The 17,175-nt window shown below is 68.2% G+C and carries 14 protein-coding genes and 1 pseudogene; 7 read left to right on the top strand and 8 right to left on the bottom strand.

All coding sequences use genetic code 11. The features are described from left to right. Positions 1–4: 4 nt before the first annotated feature. Both KBY97_RS11505 and KBY97_RS11500 read right to left on the bottom strand, forming a co-directional pair. Complete coding sequence (locus KBY97_RS11505; RefSeq protein ID WP_255147119.1) at positions 5–604, bottom strand: TVP38/TMEM64 family protein; 600 nt, start codon at positions 602–604, stop codon at positions 5–7. A 390-nt stretch (positions 605–994) separates the two neighbouring features. Continuing rightward, a complete protein-coding gene (locus tag KBY97_RS11500) occupies positions 995–1,528 on the bottom strand; it encodes a cytochrome b (protein ID WP_255147118.1) in 534 nt (177 codons plus the stop codon). Positions 1,529–1,971: 443 nt separating this feature from the next. Here KBY97_RS11500 and KBY97_RS11495 point away from each other — a divergent pair. The 3 genes and pseudogenes from KBY97_RS11495 to KBY97_RS11485 all read left to right on the top strand — a co-directional run bounded on the left by KBY97_RS11495 (position 1,972) and on the right by KBY97_RS11485 (position 3,717). Next, a pseudogene (locus KBY97_RS11495) lies at positions 1,972–2,655 on the top strand (Coq4 family protein). 188 nt (positions 2,656–2,843) lie between these two features. Then, complete coding sequence (locus KBY97_RS11490) at positions 2,844–3,185, top strand: hypothetical protein (RefSeq protein ID WP_255147117.1); 342 nt, start codon at positions 2,844–2,846, stop codon at positions 3,183–3,185. A gap of 55 nt (positions 3,186–3,240) precedes the next feature. Next, positions 3,241–3,717, top strand: a complete 477-nt coding sequence (locus KBY97_RS11485; RefSeq protein WP_255147116.1) for a hypothetical protein — start codon at positions 3,241–3,243, stop codon at positions 3,715–3,717. 3 nt (positions 3,718–3,720) lie between these two features. Here KBY97_RS11485 and KBY97_RS11480 read toward each other — a convergent pair whose 3' ends face one another. The 3 genes from KBY97_RS11480 to KBY97_RS11470 are packed head-to-tail and all read right to left on the bottom strand — an operon-like array spanning position 3,721 to position 9,852. After that, on the bottom strand, positions 3,721–4,782 hold the full coding sequence (locus KBY97_RS11480; RefSeq protein WP_255147115.1) for an acetate/propionate family kinase: 1,062 nt from the start codon (positions 4,780–4,782) through the stop codon (positions 3,721–3,723). A 30-nt stretch (positions 4,783–4,812) separates the two neighbouring features. After that, positions 4,813–7,350: a glycogen/starch/alpha-glucan phosphorylase gene (locus tag KBY97_RS11475; RefSeq protein ID WP_255147114.1), complete on the bottom strand. Its 2,538-nt coding sequence runs from the start codon at positions 7,348–7,350 to the stop codon at positions 4,813–4,815. A 48-nt stretch (positions 7,351–7,398) separates the two neighbouring features. Further along, complete coding sequence (locus KBY97_RS11470; RefSeq protein WP_255147113.1) at positions 7,399–9,852, bottom strand: phosphoketolase; 2,454 nt, start codon at positions 9,850–9,852, stop codon at positions 7,399–7,401. A 338-nt stretch (positions 9,853–10,190) separates the two neighbouring features. Here KBY97_RS11470 and KBY97_RS11465 point away from each other — a divergent pair, with 338 nt between their 5' ends. After that, positions 10,191–11,534, top strand: a complete 1,344-nt coding sequence (locus KBY97_RS11465) for a cation:proton antiporter (protein WP_255147111.1) — start codon at positions 10,191–10,193, stop codon at positions 11,532–11,534. Between the two features lies 1 nt (position 11,535). Here KBY97_RS11465 and KBY97_RS11460 read toward each other — a convergent pair whose 3' ends face one another. Beyond that, positions 11,536–11,850: a hypothetical protein gene (locus KBY97_RS11460; protein ID WP_255147110.1), complete on the bottom strand. Its 315-nt coding sequence runs from the start codon at positions 11,848–11,850 to the stop codon at positions 11,536–11,538. 41 nt (positions 11,851–11,891) lie between these two features. Between KBY97_RS11460 and KBY97_RS11455 the strand changes: the two genes are divergently transcribed. Together KBY97_RS11455 and KBY97_RS11450 are read left to right on the top strand one after the other, a co-directional pair. After that, positions 11,892–12,773 (top strand): alpha/beta fold hydrolase, encoded by an 882-nt coding sequence (locus KBY97_RS11455; RefSeq protein ID WP_255147108.1) that lies wholly within the window; start codon positions 11,892–11,894, stop codon positions 12,771–12,773. Between the two features lie 3 nt (positions 12,774–12,776). Next, positions 12,777–13,670, top strand: a complete 894-nt coding sequence (locus KBY97_RS11450; RefSeq protein WP_255147106.1) for a galactose mutarotase — start codon at positions 12,777–12,779, stop codon at positions 13,668–13,670. Here the strand turns inward: KBY97_RS11450 and KBY97_RS11445 are convergent. Then, a complete protein-coding gene (locus tag KBY97_RS11445) occupies positions 13,657–14,862 on the bottom strand; it encodes an FAD-binding oxidoreductase (protein ID WP_255147104.1) in 1,206 nt (401 codons plus the stop codon). The genes KBY97_RS11450 and KBY97_RS11445 overlap by 14 nt on opposite strands. Before the next feature lie 14 nt (positions 14,863–14,876). Between KBY97_RS11445 and KBY97_RS11440 the strand changes: the two genes are divergently transcribed. Next, positions 14,877–16,259: a four-carbon acid sugar kinase family protein gene (locus tag KBY97_RS11440; protein WP_255147103.1), complete on the top strand. Its 1,383-nt coding sequence runs from the start codon at positions 14,877–14,879 to the stop codon at positions 16,257–16,259. Here the strand turns inward: KBY97_RS11440 and bla are convergent. Continuing rightward, positions 16,192–17,127, bottom strand: a complete 936-nt coding sequence (bla, locus tag KBY97_RS11435; protein WP_399217723.1) for a class A beta-lactamase — start codon at positions 17,125–17,127, stop codon at positions 16,192–16,194. The two genes, KBY97_RS11440 and bla, sit on opposite strands and share 68 nt — an antisense overlap. Between the last annotated feature and the right edge of the window lie 48 nt (positions 17,128–17,175).

Raw genomic sequence — 17,175 nt, 5'->3', positions numbered from 1 at the left:
GGATTCAGGGATGGGTCTGGGACTGGCTTGAAGCCGAGCCGGGCAGCAACCGGCGCGCCAGGAGCAGGGCGCAGGCCAGGGTGGCCAGCAGTCCGATCAGGCGCAGGCCTCGCGCCCCGACGCTGGTCCCGGCATCGGCACCAGCCCCGGCAACGGCCGAGCCCAGCGCCACATAGAGCACCGTGCCGGGCACGATGCCGATCAGCCCGAGGGCGAAGGTGAGTGGGGGGATGTCGCTGAGGCCGTAGGCCACGTTCAGGAGGCTGAAGGGCAGCACCGGTGAGAGGCGGGCCAGCAGCAGCACCCGCAGGCCTTCCTGGCTCACCACCCGGCGCAGGACCGCCAGGTGCCGGGAGCGCTCCAGCCAGCGGCTGGCCTGGGGGCGCAGCCAACACCGGGCCAGCGTGAACACCGCCATGGCCCCGAGCGACGCCCCGAGCACCACCAAGGCCGACCCCAGCGCCAGGCCGTAGACGCTGCCGGCCAGGACCGTGGCCGGTGCCGCCGGCAACAGCAGCAGTTCTGCCACGGCGTAGGCCAGCACGAACAGCACCTTCCCGGCCGGATGGTGCAACAGCGCTGGATCGAAGTCGCTGCTCATCATTCGGCACCTCTGCCTGTCGGCATCGCAATCGGCACCGGCACCCTCTGACCAGGCCGTGGCAGCGAGCCCGTTGACGCTGGGATGAGCAGCATCAGCGAGCCGCGCTGCAGCCACCGACCTTCCCCGCTTGCCTGGTGCCACAACCCCCGCCCGGGCAGCGCATGCCTGCCCGGGCACGCACCAGGGCACAGGCGCTGAGAGGGGAGGTAGCTGTCAGCACGGAGGGATGGACGGGATCACAGCACATACCCACGGCCGGGTGCTTTGGATTGCCGATCGACCTGGCGCCACACCAGCCGGTACGGCGCGCTCTTCAGCAACAGGAGTGCCTGAAGGAAGCCGACCCGTTCGGAGCGCCGATGCCGACCGCTTCAGGCCGATGCCGACGCTTCAGTGGGAAACAACCCCTGAGGCCCGCAGGCGCTTGATGCTGTCGCCCAGCCGGCGCAGGTTGGCCTGCACCACGCGCCACTGGGCGAGCGTGTGCAGAACGATGAAGGCCAGGAAGGTGTAAGAGAGCCAGAAGTGCAGGTTGCGGCCCAGATCCACCATCGCCTTATTTTCAGGAAACAGATCGGGAATCACAAGGCCGAAGAAGGCGACATTGCCTGCCTTGAACGAATTGGACAGCAGCAATCCGGCCAGTGGAACCACCACCATGAAGCCATACAGGAAGAGATGGAGCAGCGTGTTGCGCCACCACTTCGGGCTCAACCGTGGCAGATGCCGGGTGTACTTCTTCCACCACACCTGAAGCAGCACCACGATCCGCCAGAGCAGCAGGGCGATGGTGAGCAGGCCGATCGATTTGTGGATGTCGTAAAGAGAGCCACGAAAGGACACCTCGCGACTCAGCTGGGCCATGAAGGCGCCGCCGCTGAATAACAACAGATAGAGCCCTGCCATCCACCAATGCACCGACATCAGTCGCTGAAAGGCCGAGGTGAACCGTGGTCTTCGGGCAGTGGTGAGGTCTTGGCTCATGGGATGGCTCTCAGCCAGCGGAAGGGACTGATGGGTGCGGCTGTGCCTTCGGCAACCAACCGTGAACTCCGGTGCAGCCAGATTATCTCCACTTCGCAAACACCGCTGTTCGCCAGACTCGCTGTTCTCCTGGCTTGCAGTCTGCTGTTGGCACTGTTCGCCTGGTCTGCAGTCTGTCGTTGGCACTGTTCTCCTGGTGCGATCTTACCCATTCGCGATGACTGCGCTGGTCACTGCAGCAGAGTCAACACCTGCGGTGCAGTTGTGGTGATGTTGTTTGCCTTGCCATTGCATGTGCCGTGGAGTTCATGGATCGACGTATCCCTCGGCGGGTATTGGGATCACGGTGATCTGCGCCGGCCGCCCGTCACAACGGTGGCAACATGGTTGCAATCATCCACGCTTCCATGTTCAACCTTCCCCAGCGCCTGCAGTCGCTGCGCATGGTGGCGGCCCTGAGCGGCTTTCTGCGCAACCCCGACCAGCTCGACAGCGTGTTTGCGGTGGTGCGGAGTCTGCAGAACAGTCCGCTGTCCAATCAGATGCACCGCCATCTGCTCGCCAATCCGCAGATGGCGGCGTTGGTGGCAGAAGGTTGGCGACCACAACCGCTGGATCTTGAGGCGCTTGAAGCCATGCCGGCCGGCAGCCTCGGCCATGCCTATGCCCGGCATCTGAGCGAGCAGGGCCTGTCCCCGGAGGCGCTGCTTGATCCTGCGCCGATCACCTCCAACTCCGACTAACTGGTGCACCGCCTGAGGGAGACCCACGACATCGTGCACGTGCTCACCGGCTTCGGCACCGATGGGGTGGGTGAGCTCGGTCTGCAGGCCTTCAACCTGGCCCAGGTGCGCTCCCCGCTGGCGGTGATGCTGATTTTCGGCGGGCTGCTGAAAACGCTCCAGGACGATGAGCCGATCGCCCCGCTGCTGCAGGCCCTGAGCAACGGTTTCGCCATGGGCCTCTCGGCCGGCTCTCTGGTGATTGCCCAGCGCTTCGAAGACCACTGGGAGCGCCCGTTGAGCACCTGGCGCGACGCGCTGGGCCTTGGGGCGCTGAGCGCTTGAAGCTGAGCTGGAACCGCGGCAACCTCCTCAACGGCCCATGCTCCACCTGCGCCAGCACAAGGTTGCTGGCAGGGTTCACTGCCACTCTTCGCTGCTGCAGAATGTTTTCGAGGGGTAGCGGGCACTACCGCTGGTGCCGTGCTGCAAATCGCCACCGCCGCTAGTGTAGGCGAGGTCGTTTTCTGAGCATGACCCAGCTCCATGATCTGCGGCTGAGGCTGTTGGTGCAGCAGGAGAGCGAACGGATCGCCACCGGCCAGCCCGATGAGCTTGATCTTTCGGTGGTGCAGGCCCGTTGCCTCTGCTGGCTCGCCCTGCTCACCGAGGCGCACGAGGATCAGGCCGGTGAAGCCGAGCGGCGTGGCGATATGGAGCAAGCGATGAGCTGGTTCGCCGATTCGATGCGGCTGCGGGATGTGATTCAGGTGGTGAGCACGATCGAAATCCCACTGCCCGCCGCCCAGGTGGAGGATGGCGACCCCTTCGGTGACGACGACTTCAGCGGGGATTCCTGCATCGATCTGGCCTGACGGCAGAGGTTGGCGTCCAATGGCATGATGGGCTGAGAAGAACCAAGGGAGCGCGGTGCCCGAAGAGCCCTGCCAATGCCCTGATTGTCAGCGTTTCTATCGGGAGCACGACCGACTGATCCGCGAAAATCCCAGCCTGCGTCAGCAGCAGGAGCTCAACTGGGCTGCCCTTCAGGCCTTCCGCACCCTGGCGGGCCGCGTGCTGGAAGAGCTGCAGAAAACACACGGTGACGACGCCACCGACCCAGCGGCTGCCCCTGCTGCCGCCGCGCCCGACAACCTGGCGTCTGATGACGACGCTCCCGAGCAGGACAGCCTGCAGCAGGCGATCGGCGATCTCGAAAACATCAACGCCCACCTCTTTTCGATCGAAGCACTGATGGAGCGCATCTTTGATGTGCGGGTGCCGGAGGAGGTGGAGCAGAAGTTCCGGGAAACGGCCGGTGAACTGGCTCCCGATCCCCTCAACGCCGATCGCCTGCGCCTCAACCGCCTCCTGCACCAGACCCCCGATCTGCCCGATCGCAGCTGAGCGTCAGGTTTCGGTTGGCCCCGTGCCGTTGCTGGCACGGCGGCAGAGGCGGGCGGCCATGCCCTCCTCATCGGCGGCAACCCTCAGCAGGTCAAACGGCTGCAGCCAGGCCAGGCGCTCCCGCAGCTCCTGCTCCAGCAGTGCATCGTTCTGGCCGATGCCGCCGCTGAGGGCAATCGCCTCCACTCCTCCAAGGCTGGCGGCCATGGCGCCGATGCCCTGAAGTAGCCGGTGCAGGAACACCTCCAGCGCCAGCTGGGCCCCGGCGTGGCCCGCCGCCGCCGCCTGCCGCAGGGTGCGCATGTCACCGCTCAGCTCCGAGAGCCCGCGCAGGCCGCTCTCATGCTGCAGGGCGTGATCGAGCTCAGCGGCGCTCATGCCCTGCCGCAGGCGATCAAGCAGCAGGCCGGGATCCACAGAGCCGCTGCGGCTGGCCATCACCAGCCCCTCCAGCGGCGTGAAGCCCATCGTGGTGTCGATGCTGACGCCGTCGCGCACCGCCGCCAGGGAGCAACCCGCCCCCAGGTGGCAGCTGATCAGCCGCGGCACCGCCACCACTTCGCTCACGTGCTGGTGGTTGAGCCCATGAAAGCCGAAGCGCCGCAATCCCTCAGCGCGCCAGGCGGCGGGGATGGCGTAGGTGAAGGCCGCTGGTGGCAGGGTGCTGTGAAAGGCGGTGTCGAAGCAGGCCCACTGCGGCAGCTGAGGCAGCCAGCGCATCATCCAGCGGATCACCACCAGCGCCGGCCCGTTGTGCAGGGGGGCCAGCGGCACCAGCGCCTCCAGGGTCGCCTCCTGCGCTGGGGTGATTCGGGTGGGCGCCGTGAGCGCGCCACCGCCGTGCACCACCCGGTGGGCGGTGAGCAGCAGCCGCTGGCGCCATGGGGCCAGCGCTTCCGGCAAAAACGACGCCAGGGCCTCGTCTGCCGTGGCGGGATCCCAGGGGCGCTGGTCCTGCCAGAGCCGCGTGCCGGCCGGGTCGATCAGGCAGGCCTTGAGGCTGGAGCTGCCCACGTTGAGCACCAGCACCAGATCTGCCGCCTGTGTTGCGCTGCTGGGCTCCATCAAGGCCTCCGCTGCTTCACTGCCTCCGGCTCAGGGGGATTCAACCCCTTCGATGGCGCAGCTGATCGTGACCGGGAAGGGCTTCACCTTCCAGATGCGTTCGGCGTATTCACGAATCGAACGGTCGGAGGAGAAGAAGCCGGTGCGAGCGCTATTGAGCAGCGACATCCGGTTCCAGTGCTCCCGGTCGGCCCAGGCGGCACTGACCGCATCCTGGGCGCGCAGGTAATCGGTGAAATCAGCCAGCACATAGAAGGGGTCGCGGCCGGTGAGGTTCTCCACCAGCGGCTTGAACAGCTCGGTGTCGCCGTTGCTGAAATGGCCCTGATCAATCAGCCGCAGCGCTTCGGCCAGTTCCGGCATGCCGCTGACCCACTCCCACGGCCGGTAGCCCTGCTGCCGCAGGTCCTCGATGCCGTCGGTGGTTCTGCCGAACAGGAAGAAGTTCTCCTCACCCACCTGCTCGCGGATCTCGACGTTGGCGCCATCGAGGGTGCCGATTGTGAGCGCACCGTTCATGGCGAATTTCATGTTGCCGGTGCCGGAGGCCTCCAGGCCAGCGGTGGAGATCTGCTCGGAGAGATCAGAGGCGGGGTACACCCGCTCGCCCAGCTTCACGTTGTAATCGGCCAGGAAGATCACCCGCAGCCGCCCGTCCATGTCAGGGTCGGCGTTGACCGTATCGGCGATGCCATTGAGCAAGCGGATGATCAGCTTGGCCATGTAATAGCCCGGCGCCGCCTTGCCGCCGAAGATCACCGTGCGCGGCGCCTGGCCCTCGGCCAGCCCGTGCTTGATGCGCAGGTACTGCACGATCACCTGCAGCGCATTGAGGTGTTGACGTTTGTACTCGTGGATGCGCTTCACCTGCACATCAAACATCGTGGCGGGATCCACCAGCAGGCCTGTGGCCTGGTGGACGTAGTTGGTGAGCCGCCGCTTGACGGCCAGTTTCATCTGGCCCCAGCGTTCGAGGAAGGCGCTGTCGTGCTGGAAGCGCTCCAGCTCCTTCAGGAGGTCGAGATCGCGCACCCAGTCGGCGCTGATCGTTTCATCCAGCAGGCTGCGCAGCAGGGGGTTGGCCAGGGCAATCCAGCGCCGCGGGGTCACGCCGTTGGTGACGTTGAGGAACTTCTCCGGCCAGATGGCGGCGTAATCGGGGAACAGCTCGGTGCGCACCAGTTCGCTGTGCAGAGCGGCCACACCGTTGACGTGATGGGAGCCCACGGTGGCCAGATTGGCCATGCGCACGGCCTTTTCGCCGTCTTCAGCAATGATCGACACCCGCCGCAGAATCTGTTCGTTGCCGGGATACTTCATGCGCACCGTCTGCAGGAAGCGCCGGTTGATCTCGAAGATCAGTTCCAGGTGGCGCGGCAGCAGGCTGCTGAACAGGTCGAGGCCCCACTTCTCCAGCGCTTCCGGCAGCAGGGTGTGGTTGGTGTAAGACAGCGAGCGGGTGGTGATGTCCCAGGCCTGATCCCATCCCAGCTGTTTCTCATCGATCAGCAGCCGCATCAGCTCAGCCACCGCGATGGAGGGGTGGGTGTCGTTGAGCTGCACCGCCCAGTGATCGGGAAACTCGCTGATCGGCAACTGGCGGGCATCGAGGCTGCGCACCATGTCCTGCAGCGAGCAGCTCACGAAGAAGTGCTGCTGCTTCAGCCGCAGCCGGCGCCCTTCACCGGTGCCGTCATTGGGATAGAGCACCTTGGTGAGGTTCTCAGAACCCACCTTCTCTTCCACGGCACCGTAGTAATCGCCGATGTTGAAGGCATAGAAATCGAAGCTCTCCGAGGCCTCCGCCTTCCACAGCCGCAGCCGGTCACAGGTGTTCACCCGGTAGCCCAGCACCGGCACATCGTGGGGAATGCCGACAGCCAGCTGCTCCGGCACCCAGCGCACCCGCAGGCAGCCCTGGCCGTCGCGGTAGGTCTCGGTGTGGCCGCCGAACCCCACGGTGCAGGCCTGATCCGGCCGGGGCAGTTCCCACGGCCAGCCACCCTTCAGCCACTTGTCGGTGATTTCCACCTGCCAGCCGTCGCGGACCAGCTGATCGAAGATGCCGAACTCGTAGCGGATGCCGTAGCCGGTGGCCGGAATCTCCAGGCTGGCCAGGGATTCCAGATAGCAGGCCGCCAGGCGGCCGAGGCCGCCGTTGCCCAGCCCCGGCTCCTCCTCCACCTCCAGCACCTCCTCCAGGCTCTCGATGCCGAAGCGACGCATCGCCTCGGCCGCCTCGTTCTGGATGCCGAGCATCAGCAGGTTGTTGCCGAGCTGGGGGCCGATCAGGAATTCGGCCGAGAGGTAGGCCACCACCCGCCGCGGTGAGGCGGAGATGGCTTCCACCCCCGCCAGGTAGCGCGTCATCAGCCGGTCGCGCACCGCATAGCTGAGCGCCAGGTAGGCGTCATGGCGGGTGGCGACGGGCGCCAGCTTTCCGAGCGTGTAGAAGAGATGACCGGTGACGCTGTCGAACAGATCGTCAGCCGTGAGCCCGCTGCGCTGGGGATCGGTGTAACAGCCGGGCGTGGGTAGACGCAGCTGGCGGGCCTGGGTGTCGGTCATCGAGAGGGGCGGGTAGGGGGCGCGGAAGTGGGGAGAGAAGGCGCCGGGTCAGGCGCCTGGTGCTACCGACGGGGCCGGAAGGCTCCAGCGCCAGTTGGTCACTTCGGGGGTGTCCATGCCGTGGATGTGGGCGTAGGCGCGGTGCCGCAGGATCTCTTCCTTCATCCGCTCCTTGACGTGGGCGGCCCGTGATCCCAGCGCGGGCACCCGGTCGATCACGTCGATCACCAGATTGAAGCGGTCGATCTGGTTGTTCATCGCCAGCTCCAGTGGCGTGTTGATGTTGCCCTTCTCCTTGTAGCCCCGCACGTGCATGTTGGCGTGGTTGCTGCGGTGATACGTGAGGCGGTGAATCAGCCACGGATAGCCGTGGAAGTTGAAGATCACCGGCTTGTCCGTGGTGAACAGGCCGTCGAAGTCGCGGTCGGAGAGGCCATGCGGGTGCTCGCTGGGCTTGGTGAGAGCGAACAGCTTCACCACATTGATCACGCGGATCTTCAGGGTGGGAATCTGGTGGCGCAGGATCTCCACGGCCGCCAGGGTCTCCTTGCTGGGGATGTCGCCGGCGCAGGCCATCACCACATCAGGCTCATCCGGTGCGGTGCCGTCATCATCGTTGCTGGCCCAAGACACGATGCCGATTCCCTTGGCCACGTGGCGCCGCGCCTGCTCCAGCGTGAAGTACTGCAGGTGCTTCTGCTTGTCGGAGACGATCACGTTGCAGACGTTGGGCTCCAGGAACGCCTCCTCGGCCACCGCCAGCAGGCAGTTGGCATCGGCCGGCAGATACACCCGCACCACCTCACCGCTCTTGTTGCCGGCCAGGTCGATGAAGCCGGGATCCTGGTGGGTGAAGCCGTTGTGGTCCTGCCGCCACACGGTGGAGGAGATCAGGCAGTTCCAGGGGGCAATCGGTGCCCGCCAGGGGGCGTGGTGGATGCACGATTCCAGCCATTTGGCGTGCTGGTTGAACATTGAGGCGATCACGTGGGCGAAGGCCTCGTAGGTGTGGAACAGGCCGTTGCGGCCCGTGAGCAGGTAACCCTCCATCATTCCCACCAGCGTGTGCTCCGAGAGCATTTCCACCACCCGGCCGTTGCGGGCCAGTTCACTGCCGCCGCTGTCCTCCGGCAGGATCTCCTCCATCCACACCTTCTTGCTCACCTCATAGATCGCCTGCAGGCGGTTGGAGGCGGTTTCGTCGGGGCCGAACACGCGCATGCTGTCGGGGTTGCGGGAGATCGTGTCGCGCAGCAGCTCGCCCAGGGGCGCCGTGTTCTCGTGCTCGATCTGGCCGGGGTGATCCACCCGCACTTCGTAGGTTTCCATCGGCGGCAGGCGCAGCTTGCGGCGCAGCAGGCCGCCGTTGGCATGGGGGCTGGAGCCCATGCGCCGTTCGCCGGTGGGAGAGAGAGCCTTCAGCTCGGGCCTCAAGGTGCCGTTTTCATCGAACAGCTCCTCGGGGCGGTAGCTGCGCAGCCAGCTCTCCAGCATCTGCAGCTGCTCGGGGTCCTTGTTGGGGGCCGGCAGGGGCACCTGGTGGGAGCGCCAGAACCCTTCCAGTTTTTTGCCGTTCAGCTCGGTGGGACCGGTCCAGCCCTTGGGCGAGCGCAGCACGATCATCGGCCAGGCGGGCCGGAACGCGTCGCCGCTCTGGCGCGCCTGGGCGCGGGCGGTGAGGATCCGGTCCACCGCCTCATCCATGGCCGCGGCCATCGCCTGGTGCATGGCCTCCGGCTCGTGCCCTTCCACGAACAGCGGCGTCCAGCCGTAGCCCCGCATCAGGCTTTCCAGCTCGTCGTGGCTGATGCGGGCCAGCAGCGAGGGGTTGGCGATCTTGTAGCCGTTCAGGTGCAGCACCGGCAGCACGGCGCCGTCGCTGATCGGGTTGAGGAATTTGTTGACATGCCAGGAGGTGGCCAGCGGGCCGGTTTCCGCTTCGCCGTCGCCCACGCAGGCCAGAGCGATCAGGTTGGGGTTGTCGAACACAGCGCCGCAGGCGTGCGAGAGCACGTAGCCGAGCTCGCCGCCTTCATGGATCGAGCCGGGGGTTTCCGGGGTGCAATGGCTGCCGATGTGGCCGGGAAAGGAGAACTGCTTGAAGAAGCGGCGCAGCCCGTCGGCGTCCTGGGATTTATCGGGATAGATCTCGCTGTAGCTGCCGTCGAGGTAGGCGGGGCCGAGCACGCCGGGGGCGCCATGGCCAGGCCCCGACAGGTAGATCATCTCCAGGCCGTGGGCGCGGATCAGGCGGTTGGCATGGGCCCAGATGAACGCCTGGCCCGGACTGGAGCCCCAGTGGCCCAGCAACCGGTTCTTGATGTGCTCATGCCGCAGGGGTTCGCGCAGCAGCGGGTTGGCCTGCAGGTAGATCATCCCCACGGCCAGGTAGTTGGCCGCCCGCCACCAGGCGTCGAGCTGTTGCAGTTCCAAGGCCTCAAGCGGGGCCTTCGCTCCCGTTTCCTTCTTTAGGCCCAGTGCGCTGGCCGAGCTGATCGTCATGGAAAGGGTGGCGAAGGGCGGGGAGAGGGGCTCACGGAGCAAAAACACCGTAGGGAGGGTGCCGGAGAAAAAACGTCGGCTGCAGCACCCGGGCCGCTCCTGCTCACCCCAAGGCTGTTCAACCGTCGCCGAGACCGCAAGGGCCACCGCCCCCGGGTGGGCGTTCCCTCACCCCTTGTGTTCCCGCCTGGCCACACCCCGCGCTCACCCCCCGCCGCCGCCCCCTCGCGCCGGCGAATGCCGAATTCCGTCGGGCTCGACACCAGTCAGACCCGCAGGATTCCCATTAAGGTCCAACCCACTTTGCTGCTCCCCGCCGGGGAACGACTTCCACGCCAATGATCTCGTCTGTCCCTCAGTTGTTGCTCCAGATGGGCTCCCATGAGATGGAGGTGGCGTCCACCTTGATCTCCGTTGGGCGGATCCTGTTGATCTTCGTGGCGGCCCGTGCGCTCGCCGAAGTGATGGTGCGATTGCAGCTCCCCACGATCCTCGGGGAGTTGCTGGCCGGTGTGCTGATCGGTTTCTCCGGGCTGCATTTCATCCTGCCCCCCGAAACCGGCGCGCAGCTGAACAGCACCCTGCTGAACCTGGTCAGCTCCCTGTCGGATGTCACCCCCGACGTGGTGCAGTCGATCTACACCTCCACGTTCCCGAACCTGGAATCGCTTGCCACGCTGGGCCTGTTCGCCCTGCTGTTCCTGACCGGCCTCGAGAGTGAACTCGATGAGCTGGTGGCGGTGGGCCTGCAGGCCACCACCGTGGCCGTGACCGGCGTGGTGGTGCCCTTCGCGCTCGGCACCTTCGGGCTCCTTTATATCTTTCATCTCCCATTGATTCCGGCGGTGTTTGCAGGCGCGGCGATGACCGCCACCAGCATCGGCATCACGGCGAGTGTGTTCGGCGAACTCAAATATCTGCGCACCAAGGAAGGTCAGATCGTGATCGGCGCTGCCGTCCTCGATGACATCCTCGGCATCGTGATCCTCGCGGTGGTGGTGGCCCTGGCCGCTGGCGGCGCTCTGGAGATCGGCCCGATCATCAAGCTGCTGGTGGCCGCGGCGGTGTTCGTGGCGGCCTCCCTGTTCCTCAGCCGCACGGCCGCCCCCCTGTTCGATTGGGTGCTGGATCAACTCAAGGCCCCCGGTGAAGTGGTGGTGGCCTCCTTCGTGGTGCTCTGCCTCTGCTGCTTCGCGGCCCAGGCCATCGGCCTTGAAGCGGCCCTTGGTGCCTTCGCTGCCGGCCTGATCCTCAGCAGCTCGAAGCACACCCACCTGATTCAGGACACGGTGAAGCCGCTGGTGGCCCTGTTCGCCACCATCTTCTTCGTGCTGATCGGCACGAGCATGGACCTCTCGGTGCTCAATCCGATGGACCCCAGCAACCGGGAAGGTCTGGTGGTGGCCGCTTTCCTGCTCACCGTGGCGATCCTCGGCAAGCTGGTGTCCGGCTGGAGCTACCTCAGCAAGGAGAAAACCAACCGGCTGGTGGTGGGTCTGGGGATGATGCCCCGCGGCGAGGTGGGCCTGATCTTCCTTGGCCTGGGCACCCAGGCCAGGCTGCTCAACCCTTCGCTGGAGGCCGCCATCCTGATCATGGTGATCGGCACCACCTTCCTGGCGCCGCTGCTGTTGCGCCTCGTGCTCGGTGGCAAGGAGGCCCCGGCCGAGCAGCCGGCCTGACTCACTGCGAATCGCGGTCGCGGCGGCTGGCCAGCCCCCAGAAGGCTCCGGCCAGCACCGCCATCAGGCCGAGGCTGGCCGCCCAGCTCGGGCTCAGTGCCCAGCTCAGGCCCAGCTGGGTGATTCCCCCCACCGCCAGGGCCAGCAGCAGGCTGCTCACCACCAGGGCCAGCTGACGCAGGCCTTCGTTCAGCGGTCCGTCCGCCAGGGCTGCTTCGAAGCGGGCCAGCGGCACCGTCAGCGGCAGGTAGAGCGCCAGGGCCCACAGCGCCCCCCCCGACAGCAGGCTGGACCAGTCGCGCACGGAGCGGGCCACTCGAACTGCTCCCTAGCATCGACCACTGAGGCAGGCTTCCGGTGATCCCTTCCAGAGCAGATCCCTGGGCCTACCTGGGGCATGCGGTGCACGCGGTGCAGGCGGCCCCCGCCGAGCCGGTGGGTCCGGCCTTCCTGCTGGTGCATGGCTTCGGTGCCTCCACCGACCACTGGCGCTACAACATCCCGGCCCTGGCGGCACGGCACGAGGTGCACGCCATCGATCTGCTGGGCTTTGGCCGCAGCGCCAAGCCCGGCGAGCTGCGTTACGGCGGCGCCCTCTGGCGTGACCAGCTGGCCGCCTACGTGCACGAACGCATCGGCCGCCCCACCGTGCTGGTGGGCAATTCCCTCGGGGGCTTCGCTGTGCTGGCCGCCGGCGTGGCACTCGGCCCCGAGGCCGCCGGGGTGGTGCTGATCAATGCCGCCGGTCCGTTCAGCGATGAGCAGGCTCCTCCCCAGGGCTGGGGGGCGATCGCGCGGCGCACGATCGGTGGCGCGCTGCTGCGCAGCCCGGTGCTGCAGCGGCTGCTGTTCGAAAACCTGCGCCGCCGCTCCACGATCCGCCGCACGCTCAATCAGGTGTACATCGATCGCACCAACGTCGACGACGCGCTGGTGGAAGCGATCCTGCGCCCCTCGCGGGACCCGGGGGCCTTCGGTGTGTTCCGCACCGTGTTCGATATCCCCAGCGGTCAGCCGCTCGATGAGCTGTTCGTCGCCCTGACGGCACCGCTGCTGCTGCTCTGGGGCATCCGCGATCCCTGGATCAACGCGGTGGGCCGCCGTGGCGCCTTTCAGCGCCACGCCCCCGCCGGCACCGCCGAGGTGGTGCTGGAAGCGGGCCATTGCCCCCATGATGAGGTGCCCGATCAGGTGAACGCCGCCCTGCTGGAGTGGGTGGCCGGCCTGCCGAACGCCTGAGCCATGCCCCTCCTTCAACGCCAGCGTCCCTACCCCCATTGGGAGTTCAGCGCTCCGGTCAGCTCCGACGCTCCCGGCAGCCCCGACCTGCTGCGCCTGGTGCCCGAGCGGGGCGGCCTGCTCACCGGCTGGCGCTGCCATGGCCGCGAGCTGCTCTACCTCGATGCGGATCGCTTCGCCGATCCCGCCCTCTCGGTGCGGGGGGGAATGCCGGTGCTGTTCCCGATCTGCGGCAACCTGCCGGGCGATCAGCTGCCGTTGCCGGAGGGCAGCTTCACCCTGCGCCAGCACGGCTTCGCCCGGGATCTGCCCTGGCAGCTGCGGGCCCTGCCCCAGGAGGCGGGGGTGGAACTGGAGCTCTGCGACAGCCCCGCCACCCTGGCGGCTTTTCCATTCCCTTTCCGGCTGCGGCTGCAGCTGCGCCTTGAACCCTCTGCCCTGGCGATCACGGCGGTGCTGGAGAACAGCGGCAGCCGGCCGCTGCCGTTCAGCTTCGGGCTGCACCCCTATTTCAATGTGTCGGCGCTGCCGGAAGCGGAAAGCGGCAGCGCTGCGGTGCACCTCGAAGGTCTGCCGGAGCGCTGCTTCAACTATCTGGTGATGGCAGAGGCGGACACCGCCGCCACGCTCGCCCAGCTGGCCGCCGGGGTGGATTTCCTGGCGCGGCCCGAGGGCCCGGTGCGGCTGGTGGATCCGGCGGCCGGAATGGCGCTGGAGCTGCACCCCAGCGCGCCTTTCGATCTGGCCGTGGTGTGGACCGATCCGCCCCGGCCGATGGTGTGCCTGGAGCCCTGGACCGGCCCGCGCGGCGCTCTGGTGAGCGGCGACCGGCGGCTGGAGGTGGCGGCCGGCGAGAGCTGCACCCTGCGGAGCCGCTACGCGCTCAGGCCGCTCTGACGCCCGGCAGGCGCCCGCGCGCCAGCTGCTGCCTGGGGTCGAACTGGCGCTTGACCGCCTGGATCATCGCCGCAGCAGGGGCGTCCTCCCAGGCAGGCAGGCTGCTGCCGCTGGGTTGCCGCAGCACCGTGAGATGGCCGCCGAGGTCCTGGCAGCGGCGCCGCAGCGCTTCCACCCGGTAGGCGGGCAGGGCCGCCGCCGCCGACCAGGCGTAGCCGAGGCCGCTGCCGGCACCCAGGACCAGCGGCAGGCCGGCGACGGAACGATCCGCCAGCAGCGCCGCGGTGTGGCTGGGCAGCACGCCTGGCCGCAGCAGCCAGAGCGGTTCTTCCGCTCCGGCCGCCGGTTGCGGCTGTTGGCCGCCGAGCGCCAGCACACGCAGGGCCTCCAGCCGTTCGGGATCGAGCGGCAACCCCTTGAGCCCGTGGCTGTCGGCCTGGGCGCGCAGGGTGGCGAGCTGGTCGGCCAGGGCTTCGCCGCTCACGCTGGCCAGGGCCAGCAGCAGGGCGGGCTGGGCTTCGGCTCCGGCCTGCTCCGCCAGGGCCCCGCTCCACCAGTCGATCAGTTCGGGGGTGAGGCTGGAGCGCAGCAGCCACTGGCGCAGGCGCTCCAGGCCCTCCAGCGGACCCTGCAGCAGCAGGCCGCGCCGTTGCGGCGGAATCGGGAAGGTGCGCAGGGTGAGTTCGGTGATCAGGCCGAGCGCGCCCCAGCTGCCCGTGAACAGGCGCATCAGGTCGTAGCCGGCCACGTTCTTCACCACCCGCCCCCCGGCGTGAGCGGCCACGCCATCGGCGCGCAGCAGGCCGATGCCGATCACCTGATCGCGCACGCCCAGGTAGCGCTGGCGGAGACCGCCCCCGAGCCCCCGTGCCACCAGCCCGCCCACGCTGCCGGCGTTTTCGCCATTGGCACCCGTGCCCCAGGGCCAGTCGACGGCCAGCCACTGGTTGCGCGCCCGCAAGGCCTCCTGCAGCTCCTGCAGCGGCAGCCCCGCCTCCACGGTCACGGTGAAATCGCCGCTGGCGTGGTCGAGCAGGCGGTTCAGGCACGCCACGCTCAGCACCGTGTCGGTGTGCTGCACTGGCGGCCCCCAACCCAGGCGGCTGCCACTGCCGGCAGGCAGCCACGGCGTACCGGCGGCGTGCAGCTGCCGCACGAGGTCGGGCAGCTCGTGGGTCGCGGGAGTGATCACGGCACGATGGTGCCATGGCCGCCCCGCCCCCTCCAGCCGCGCCCCCGTTCAAGGTGATCGTCTTTGACGACGATCCCACCGGCTCACAGACGGTGCATGGCTGCCTGCTGCTGCTCCGCTGGGATCCAGGCACCCTTCAGAGCGCCCTGCGCGACCCGTCGCCGCTGCTGTTCCTGCTCACCGATACCCGTGCCCTGGAGCCGGGGCCGGCGGCCGCTCGGGTGCGGCAGATCTGCCGGTCGTTGCGGCCGGCGCTGGCAGCGGCCGGCATCGACCACTGGCTGGTGGTGAGCCGCGGCGACTCCACCCTGCGGGGGCACACGCCGCTGGAGGCGGAGGTGATCGCCGCGGAGCTGGGCCCCTTCGACGCCACCCTGCTGGTACCCGCCTTCCTTGAGGGCGGACGCACCACGGTGGGGGGCTGCCATCTGTTGCATGGCGAGCCGGTGCATCGCACGCCCTTCGGCCGTGATCGCCGCTTCGGCTACGGCACCAGCGTGCTGCGCGACTGGCTGGCCGAGAAGAGCGGCGGGCGGCTGGTGGCCCAGGCGGTGCAGCAGATCGGCCTGGACGAACTGGTGCCCGCCGGCCGCGAGGCCTTGATCCAGCGGCTGCGGGGGCTGTCGGGCAATCCCTGGCTGGTGGTGGATGCGGAGCGTGCGGAGCAGTTGCAGGTGCTGGGGGACGCGGTGCGCGCCGCCGTGCAGCCGGCGGCGGGGCAACGGCCGCAGCGGTTGCTGTTCCAGTCGGCCGCCAGCCTGCTGAACGCCCTGGTGGACGTGCCGCCGCAGCCCCTGACCCCGGCGGCCCTGGCCGGGCTGCGCCGGCGCGCGGCTACGGGCCCTCTGCCGGGGCTGGTGCTGGTGGGATCGCACGTGCCGCTGGCCGATGCCCAGCTGGAGCGGTTGCTGGCGGCGCCGGGTTGTGTGGGCGTGGAGATCCCGGTGGCCCGCGTGGCGCGGGCGCTGGAGGGCCCCCTCCCCGACCGCTTGCTGCCCTCGCTGGAAGCGGCCTGGCTGGCGCAGCAGCGCGCCGTGCTGGCCAGCGGCCGCACCCCGGTGCTGTTCACCAGCCGGGGGGAGCTGGTCTGCCGCCATGCCGAGGAGCGGCGGCGGCTGGGCCTGGCCCTGGCGGCGGCGATGGCCCGGCTGGGGGGCGCGTTGGCGCCCCAGCTGGGATACCTGATCAGCAAGGGGGGCATCACCAGCCAGACCCTGCTGGCCGATGGGCTGGGCCTCAGCCAGGTGCGGCTGGAGGGTCAGCTGCTGCCTGGGCTGTCGATGCTGAGCACAGGCGCGGAGCACCAAACCGCGCCGCTGCTGCCGCTGCTCACTTTCCCCGGCAATCTGGGCCAGGCAGACACCTTGCGGCAGGCCTGGGAGCAGATGGAGCAGTGATCGCCTGCACCACCAGCCGGGTGGCGGCGGCGATCACATCGTTGCGCACCAGGGCTGTGGCCTCCGGCTGGGTGTGAAAGATCGCCAGCACCACCGGCCGGCGACCGGGTGGAAACAGCACCCCCACGTCGTTGGCGGTGCCGTAGGCGCCGCAGGTGCCGGTTTTCTCGCCCACCTGCCAGCCGTCGGGCACGCCGGCCCGGATGCGGGCGGCACCTGTGGTGTTGCCCAGCAGCCAGGTGGTCAGCTGTTGCTGCTGCGGTGCCGGCAGGGCCGTGCCCAGTGCCAGCGCCTGGACGCTGGTGCCCATGGCCGCCGGTGTGTCGGTGTCGCGCGGGTCGCCCGGTAGGGCGGAATTCAATTCCGTTTCCCAGCGGTCGAGGCGGAAGCGGCTGTTGCCGATCGAGCGGGCGAAGGCGGTCATGCCGGCAGGGCCACCGAGCTGCCGCAGCAGCAGGTTCGCGGCGGCGTTGTCGCTGTATTGCACAGTCGCAGCAGCGAGCTCGGCGATCGTCATGCTGCTGCCCACCCGTTGCTCAGCGATCGGCGCATAGGTCACCAGATCGGCGGGGGTCACCGGCAGGCGCTGCTCCAGCAGGCCGGGCGTGCGGGTGCTCCGCTCCAGCATCGCCGCCGCCAGCAGCAGCTTGAAGGTGCTGCACAAGGGGAAGCGCTCCGCGCTGCGATGGCCGATCCGCAGGCCGGTGGCCGTGTCGAGGGCAAACACTCCGAGCCGTCCGCCCGCGCTGCGCTCCAGCTGCGCCAGTTCCGCCACCACGGCTGCCACCTGCCGTGGATCGGCTGCCATCACCGTCGCGCCGGCTGGCCGCGTGTCGGCGGCCAGCGCCGCTGGCGCCAGGTTCAGCAGGGTGGTGGCGACGGCAAGTAGACGGGCAGCAGCGCGCACGGGCTTGGA

It is taken from the genome of Synechococcus sp. ATX 2A4 (genome assembly GCF_024346375.1).
In the GTDB taxonomy this organism is placed as follows: Bacteria; Cyanobacteriota; Cyanobacteriia; order PCC-6307; family Cyanobiaceae; genus MW101C3.
The sequence above is the reverse complement of the archived record's forward strand: the minus strand, read 5'-3'. Positions and strand labels throughout refer to the sequence as shown.

Bases quoted from the DNA above. Each gene is read 5' to 3' on its own strand.
- KBY97_RS11505 (WP_255147119.1), bottom strand. From the start codon at position 604: ATGATGAGCAGCGACTTCGATCCAGCGCTGTTGCACCATCCGGCCGGG.
- KBY97_RS11500 (WP_255147118.1), bottom strand. From the start codon at position 1,528: ATGTCGGTGCATTGGTGGATGGCAGGGCTCTATCTGTTGTTATTCAGC.
- KBY97_RS11490 (WP_255147117.1), top strand. From the start codon at position 2,844: ATGACCCAGCTCCATGATCTGCGGCTGAGGCTGTTGGTGCAGCAGGAG.
- KBY97_RS11480 (WP_255147115.1), bottom strand. From the start codon at position 4,782: ATGGAGCCCAGCAGCGCAACACAGGCGGCAGATCTGGTGCTGGTGCTC.
- KBY97_RS11475 (WP_255147114.1), bottom strand. From the start codon at position 7,350: ATGACCGACACCCAGGCCCGCCAGCTGCGTCTACCCACGCCCGGCTGT.
- KBY97_RS11470 (WP_255147113.1), bottom strand. From the start codon at position 9,852: ATGACGATCAGCTCGGCCAGCGCACTGGGCCTAAAGAAGGAAACGGGA.
- KBY97_RS11465 (WP_255147111.1), top strand. From the start codon at position 10,191: ATGATCTCGTCTGTCCCTCAGTTGTTGCTCCAGATGGGCTCCCATGAG.
- KBY97_RS11450 (WP_255147106.1), top strand. From the start codon at position 12,777: ATGCCCCTCCTTCAACGCCAGCGTCCCTACCCCCATTGGGAGTTCAGC.
- KBY97_RS11440 (WP_255147103.1), top strand. From the start codon at position 14,877: ATGGCCGCCCCGCCCCCTCCAGCCGCGCCCCCGTTCAAGGTGATCGTC.